Source organism: Pseudomonas protegens (assembly GCF_003732485.1).
In the GTDB taxonomy this organism is placed as follows: domain Bacteria; phylum Pseudomonadota; class Gammaproteobacteria; order Pseudomonadales; family Pseudomonadaceae; genus Aquipseudomonas; species Aquipseudomonas protegens_B.
The window spans coordinates 82,357-88,956 of the sequence record NZ_MOAK01000081.1; the positions used below are offsets into that span (position 1 = coordinate 82,357).

Sequence of the window (6,600 nt, forward strand, 5' to 3'; positions counted from 1 at the left end):
CTCACCAGTTCCAGCTGCTTGGCGTGGGCTGCCGGAGCGAGGATGGTCAAGGTGTCCTGCAGCAAGTCCCGCAGGTTGAATGGAATGCTGTCGAGCACCAGTTTGCCCGCTTCGATTTTCGAGAAGTCGAGGATCTCGTTGATGATCCCCAACAGGCTGTCGGCGGACTTTTCGATGGTCCCCAGGTAGTCCAGCTGGCGTGGTGTCAGCTCGCTTTTCTGCAGCAGGTGGGTGAAGCCGAGAATCCCATTGAGGGGCGTGCGGATCTCATGGCTCATGTTGGCCAGGAATTCCGACTTGATGCGGCTGGCCTCCAGGGCCTCCTTGCGTGCCAGATCCAGCTCGATGTTCTGGATCTCGATGGTTTCCAGGTTCTGGCGCACGTCTTCGGTGGCCTGATCGATGCTGTGTTGCAATTCTTCCTGAGCATTTTGCAGGGTGCTGGCCATGCGATTGATGCCCGAAGCCAGCTCATCGAGTTCCTGGCTGCCCAGGGGCGGCAAGCGGGTTTCCAGGTTGCCGTCCTTGAGTTGCGCCACGGCCTGCTTGATCTGGGTCAGCGGGTTATTGATGGTCCGCCCCATGCGCACTGCCAGCAACGCGGCACCGGCCAGGCCGGCGGCAATCAACAGCAGGCTGGCGAACAGGCTGCGGTAGCCGCGCAACAGCATGCCGCTATGGGACAGCTCCAGTTCCACCCAGCCCAGCAAACGGTCGGACTCATCGGGGATCAGATCGCCGGCCAGATTGCGGTGGCGGCCGAAGACCGGCAATTGGTAGCGAGTCGCGTCGCTGCCACTGCGTTGCATCATGTGGGTGCTGTTGCCGCTGGGCGGTGGGTTGAGCATGCTGGGGCCGGCGTGAGCCATGAGCGTGCGATCGGGGGCAAGGAATGACACCGCGCGTACGTCCTGCTGTTCCAGGGCCTGGGTGGCGATGCGCTCGAGCATCGGCGAGTTGCGGTTGCCCATCGCCGGTGCCACCAGGGAAGCCAGCTGTTCGGCGATCATTTCGCCGCGCTGCAGCAATTGGGTCTGCAGGTCGGAGAGCTGCATCCAGGTGAAATAGCCGCCCAGCACCAAAGCCATCAGGCTGGTGGGTAGCAAGGTCAGCAACAGTACGCGGCCTTTGATTCCCAGTTTCTTGAGCACGCAACTCTCCTGCTTCCACGCTGTTTTGAAAGGTCGACGGGCACGTCCGTGATGCGCCACCTGCGCAGTGTAACGATTTGCCGGAGGCTGATCTTGGCAAATTGCAGACGCTTAGCCGACAGCCGGAAGGCGGATAGGGGGGCTACGACCAAGGCGCTGGTTGCCGCGGTCCGGGCAATCTTGAATAATTGCTCAACTGAGAATGACTTGCAGAAGCTAATGACTCCCGTAGCTGTTGAACCTCCCCGTATCCTGGCAATTGAAGACGACCCGGTGCTCGGTGCCTATGTGCATGAGCAGCTGGGGCGCTGCGGCTTTGCCGTGACCTGGTGCCAGAATGGCCAGGAAGGTTTGGGCATCGCGCGTCGGCAAGCCTTTGATGTGGTGTTGATGGACATCCTCTTGCCGGGCATGGACGGCCTGGCGGTGTTGACTCACTTTCGCCAGAGTCACTCTACGCCGGTGTTGCTGATGTCGGCCCTGGGCGCAGAGGCCGATCGCATCAGTGGATTCCGCCTGGGTGCCGACGACTACTTGCCCAAGCCCTTCAGCATGGCCGAGCTGCGGGTACGCATTGAAGCCATCCTGCGGCGAGTGGCCCTGGATCAGCGGCCGACACCGCCGAAACTCACCAGCAGCGTTCAGAGCCTGCGTTTTGATGACGAGCTGTGTGACGTGTTCTTTGCCGAGCGCTGGGCCGGTCTGACCCGTAGCGAATACCGTCTGCTGGAAACCCTGCATCGCAATGTCGATGAGGTATTGAGCAAGGCCTTTCTTTATCAGCATGTCCTGCAGCGCGGGTATGCGGCGCACGATCGCAGCCTGGACATGCATGTCAGTCAGATACGTCGCAAGCTCAAGGCACTGGGCTACAGCGAACGTGAAGTGCGCACGGTGTGGGGCAAGGGCTATGTGCTGAGCGCCTTCGATGAGCTGGTCTGATCTGCCGGGTCGACACTCGCTGTTCTGGAAACTGGCCTGCCTGTTGGTGGCTTTCTGTCTGTTGATGATCTGGCTGAGCTGGTCCTGGGGGCGCTATGTGGAGCAGAAGAACCTGTACCTCGCCGATGAAGCCCGGGCCACCTTGCGCAACTACGCGCAGGAAGCGGAACAGGCCTGGAAGAAAGGCCAGAATGCCGGTGTCGATGCCTGGATCCAGGAAATGGCCGGTCGTGAGAACACTTGGGTCGGGGTCATCGGCAGCGATCTGCAAGCCCTGAGCAGCTACCCGTTGACACCGGCCGAGGCGCAGCGACTGACGTTCCTGCGGGGGGCGGATTGGCCGGTGAGCCGGCACAGCCGTGGGTTGCCCTGGCTGAAAATTCCGTTCCCCGATGATCCGTCCCTCGGCAGTCTGGTCATCGAGCTGCCGCAGCGTTTCATGCCTGGGCGATATCGGGTGTTCTGGCGCGTGATCACCAACGGCGTGATCCCAGGGCTCTTCACGCTGCTGCTGTGCGTGGGCCTTTATCGCTTGTTGGTGGTGCCGCTCAATCAGCTTCGTGAACAGGCCAATGCCTGGCGTGCGGAGCAGTTGAATGTGCGGCTGTCCACCGAGACCACTCAGCGCAAGGACGAATTGGGGGAGTTGGGGCGAGCCTTCGATCAGATGTCCGAGCGGCTGCAAAGCACCGTGGCTGTGCAGCAGCAGTTGCTGCGGGACCTGTCCCACGAGTTGCGCACTCCGTTGAGTCGTCTGCGGGTGGCTTGCGACAGCGAACAAAACCTGGAGGCATTGCGTGAGCGCCTGTCCCGGGAAGTCGACGGTATGCAGCGCCTGGTGGAGGACAGCCTGCAACTGGCCTGGCTGGACACTGAGCGGGCGCCGCTGCCTGAGGAGCAGATTCAGGTCCAGGCCTTGTGGGAGATGCTCAGCGAGAACGCCTGCTTTGAAAGTGGCTGGTCCCCAGCGCAGTTGCGCTGTGACCTACCGGCGGATTGCTGGGTGCGCGGGCATCTCAATACCCTGGCCCAGGCCCTGGAAAACATTCTGCGCAACGCCATCCGACATTCACCGCCCGGCGCTCTGATCATCCTCGACGGTCGACGTGACGCTGAATATTGGCATTTGTGGCTGGACGACCAGGGGCCCGGCGTGGCCGAAGAGGACCTGGAGCGGATCTTCGCGCCTTTTACTCGGCTGGACGGATCGCGACCGGGAGATGGTGGCTTCGGCCTCGGCCTGAGCATTGCGCGCAATGCGGTGGGGCGCCAGGGTGGGCGGCTGTGGGCGCAGAACACGGCCCATGGCCTGCGTATTCATATGCAGTTGCTGGCGGCCTGAACCGGCACTGCGCTGCCTTATATCAATAAGCCATAAGCCCCGCACTTTGCGTGATATGGCGCTTGGGCGTTTGCCGGTATGATAGGCGCCCCCGCAGTCTGGATTGCGAATACGCCATGACCTTGCAGTACCCAACCATCGCCGATTGCGTCGGCAACACCCCGCTGGTTCGTTTGCAGCGCCTGCCCGGCGCCACCAGCAATACCCTGCTGCTCAAGCTCGAGGGCAATAACCCGGCGGGTTCGGTCAAGGACCGTCCGGCACTGTCGATGATCACTCGCGCCGAGTTGCGTGGGCAGATCCAGGCCGGGGATACCCTGATCGAAGCGACCTCGGGCAACACCGGTATCGCCCTGGCCATGGCTGCGGCGATCAAGGGTTACAAGATGATCCTGATCATGCCCGACAACTCCAGCGCCGAGCGCAAGGCGGCGATGACCGCCTATGGTGCCGAGCTGATCCTGGTCAGTCAGGAAGAGGGCATGGAAGGCGCCCGTGACCTGGCCGAGCGGATGCAGGCCGAAGGCCGTGGCAAGGTGCTCGATCAGTTCGCCAACGGCGACAATCCGGAAGCCCACTACACCGGCACCGGTCCCGAAATCTGGCGCCAGACCCAGGGCAGCATCACTCACTTCATCAGCTCGATGGGCACCACCGGCACCATCATGGGCACTTCGCGCTATCTGAAAGAACAGAATCCCCAGGTGCAGATCGTGGGTCTGCAGCCGATGGAAGGCTCGGCCATTCCCGGTATTCGCCGCTGGCCCGAGGAGTACCTGCCGAAGATCTATCAGGCCAGTCGGGTCGATCGCATCGTCGATATGGCCCAGAGCGAAGCCGAAGACGTGACCCGGCGCCTGGCCCGGGAAGAGGGCATCTTCTGCGGCGTGTCTTCCGGTGGTGCGGTGGCAGCGATGCTGCGCCTGTCCCGGGAAGTGGAAAACGCGGTCATGGTCGCGATCATCTGTGACCGTGGCGATCGTTACCTGTCGACCGGCATTTTCGATGCGCCCAACTGATGGCTAAGCACGAGAGAGGCCTGCGCTTCCAGCCTGCGGGCGGTAGCCGGGCCCCACAGATTCCGGTGGGCAAGAAGCAGCGTTTGACTATTCAGCGTCTGGCCAACGACGGCCGTGGCATTGCCTTTGTCGAAGGGCGTACCTGGTTTGTCAGCGGTGCCCTGGCCGGTGAGGAAGTCGAGGCTCGGGTACTGGGCAGCCACGGCAAGGTGGTGGAGGCCCGTGCCGAGCGCATCTTCAACGCCAGTGATCTGCGTCGTCCGGCGGCTTGCGCCCATGCCGGGCGTTGCGGCGGTTGCAGTGTCCAGCACTTGCCCCATGACGAACAGCTTGCCCTGAAACAGCGCATGCTCGCCGAGCAATTGTCCAAGGTCGCAGGTGTCGAGCCCGAGGCCTGGGCCGCCCCCTTGAGCGGTCCCGAGTTCGGCTATCGGCGCCGCGCCCGGGTGGCGGTGCGTTGGGACGCCAAGGGCAAGCAACTTGAGGTGGGTTTCCGTGCTGCCGGTAGCCAGGACATCGTCGCCATCGACGATTGCCCGGTGCTGGTACAGGCCTTGCAACCTGTCATGAGCCGCTTGCCTGCCATGCTGCGACGCTTGAGCAAGCCTCAGGCTCTGGGGCATGTGGAGTTGTTCAGCGGTTCGGCGCTGGCGGTGTTGTTGCGCCACATGGCGCCGTTGTCCGAGAGCGACCTTAGGATCCTCAAGGACTTCTGCGATTTTCATCAGGCGCAATTGTGGTTGCACGGCGAAGGCGAGCCGCAACCCTTTGATCCATCGCAGGCACTGGGCTATCGCCTGGAGACCTGGGATCTGCACCTGGCGTATCGGCCGGGGGACTTCGTCCAGGTCAATGCGGGAGTCAATGAAGCGATGGTCGCCCAGGCCCTGGAGTGGCTCGCGCCACAAGCTCAGGAGCGGGTGCTGGATCTGTTCTGCGGCCTGGGCAACTTCGCCTTGCCGCTGGCCCGGCAAGTGCGGGAAGTGGTGGCAGTGGAAGGCGTGGCGACCATGGTGGCGCGGGCCGCTGAAAATGCTGCCAGCAACAATTTGCATAACACGCGCTTTTTTCAAGCCGATTTATCCCAACCTCTGAGTGCTGCCGAGTGGGCTGATGAAGGCTTTTCTGCGGTACTCTTGGACCCGCCCCGCGATGGTGCTTTCGAGGTGGTCCGCCAGTTGGCGACCCTGGGTGCCAGGCGGTTGGTGTACGTGTCATGCAATCCGGCAACTTTGGCTCGTGACACGGTCGAACTGATCAAGCAGGGCTATAGGTTAAAACGTGCCGGGATCCTCGATATGTTTCCTCAGACGGCGCATGTCGAGGCCATGGCGTTATTTGAAGCGAGCTAGGATGGCTTGTCTAATCCGACTGATCTTTCAGGTGTGGTTCGCTGGCCCTGCGAGCTGCGCCCGAGTGTTGAAGGTCAGCGATTTGACGCATTGAATGTGCGTCGTAGGGAAGGTAAAGCAAGATGGTACAGGTGAGAGCGCACCAGCCGATCAACACCGACGGCAGTATCAATCTCGAGGCATGGCTTGATCATACGGTCAGCGTCGACATGGTACTGGACCGTGAAGCCTTGAAAGAAGCCTGCGAGTTCGCTCGCGAGGCAGAGCTACAACACATTGCCGCCAAGGGCTTGAGTGCCGAGGACGTGTCGAGTTTCAGCACGGGCCTGGAGATCGCCGAGATTCTTGCCGACCTCAAGCTGGATCAGGATTCCCTGGTCGCCGCTGTGCTCTACCGCGGCGTCCGTGAGGGCCAGATCCAGTTGCCGGCGGTCAGCCAGCGTTTTGGTCCGGTGGTGACCAAACTGATCGACGGCGTGCTGCGCATGGCGGCCATCACGGCCAGCCTCAGTCCCCGCCAATCTCTGGTCCTGGGGACCCAGGCTCAAGTGGAAAACCTGCGCAAGATGCTGGTGGCCATGGTTGATGATGTGCGAGTCGCACTGATCAAGCTGGCCGAGCGTACCTGTGCCATTCGTGCGGTGAAAAGCGCCGACGAAGAGAAGCGCAATCGGGTTGCCCGGGAAGTCTTTGACATCTACGCGCCCCTGGCTCACCGCCTGGGCATCGGCCATATCAAGTGGGAGCTGGAAGACCTGTCCTTCCGCTACCTGGAGCCCGAGCAGTACAAGCAG

The 6,600-nt window shown here is 61.9% G+C and carries 6 protein-coding genes; 5 read left to right on the plus strand and 1 reads right to left on the minus strand.

Features of this window, described 5'->3' with window-relative positions; translation table 11 throughout:
- A partial coding sequence (locus BLX41_RS36150) for a histidine kinase dimerization/phospho-acceptor domain-containing protein (RefSeq protein ID WP_259745135.1) occupies positions 1 to 1,151 on the minus strand: 1,151 nt, incomplete at its 3' end.
- A gap of 219 nt (positions 1,152 to 1,370) precedes the next feature.
- Between BLX41_RS36150 and BLX41_RS24215 the strand changes: the two genes are divergently transcribed.
- From BLX41_RS24215 to BLX41_RS36155, 5 genes are all read left to right on the plus strand, one after another.
- Complete coding sequence (locus tag BLX41_RS24215; protein WP_123726921.1) at positions 1,371 to 2,093, plus strand: response regulator transcription factor; 723 nt, start codon at positions 1,371 to 1,373, stop codon at positions 2,091 to 2,093.
- Positions 2,080 to 3,435 carry a sensor histidine kinase gene (locus tag BLX41_RS24220; protein ID WP_123726922.1) on the plus strand — a complete coding sequence of 452 codons (1,356 nt, stop codon included), beginning with the start codon at positions 2,080 to 2,082 and terminating at the stop codon, positions 3,433 to 3,435. Before BLX41_RS24215 ends, BLX41_RS24220 begins: the two co-directional genes overlap by 14 nt.
- 116 nt (positions 3,436 to 3,551) lie before the next feature.
- Positions 3,552 to 4,454: a cysteine synthase CysM gene (gene cysM / locus BLX41_RS24225; protein ID WP_102880559.1), complete on the plus strand. Its 903-nt coding sequence runs from the start codon at positions 3,552 to 3,554 to the stop codon at positions 4,452 to 4,454.
- A complete protein-coding gene (rlmD, locus tag BLX41_RS24230; RefSeq protein ID WP_123726923.1) occupies positions 4,454 to 5,806 on the plus strand; it encodes a 23S rRNA (uracil(1939)-C(5))-methyltransferase RlmD in 1,353 nt (450 codons plus the stop codon). The genes cysM and rlmD overlap by 1 nt, the downstream gene beginning before the upstream one ends.
- A 122-nt stretch (positions 5,807 to 5,928) precedes the next feature.
- Positions 5,929 to 6,600: HD domain-containing protein (locus BLX41_RS36155; RefSeq protein WP_259745136.1), on the plus strand; the 672-nt coding region annotated here is incomplete at its 3' end.

Coding starts and splice junctions, on each gene's coding strand:
- BLX41_RS24215 (WP_123726921.1), top strand. CDS start 1,371: ATGACTCCCGTAGCTGTTGAACCTCCCCGTATCCTGGCAATTGAAGAC.
- BLX41_RS24220 (WP_123726922.1), top strand. CDS start 2,080: ATGAGCTGGTCTGATCTGCCGGGTCGACACTCGCTGTTCTGGAAACTG.
- cysM (WP_102880559.1), top strand. CDS start 3,552: ATGACCTTGCAGTACCCAACCATCGCCGATTGCGTCGGCAACACCCCG.
- rlmD (WP_123726923.1), top strand. CDS start 4,454: ATGGCTAAGCACGAGAGAGGCCTGCGCTTCCAGCCTGCGGGCGGTAGC.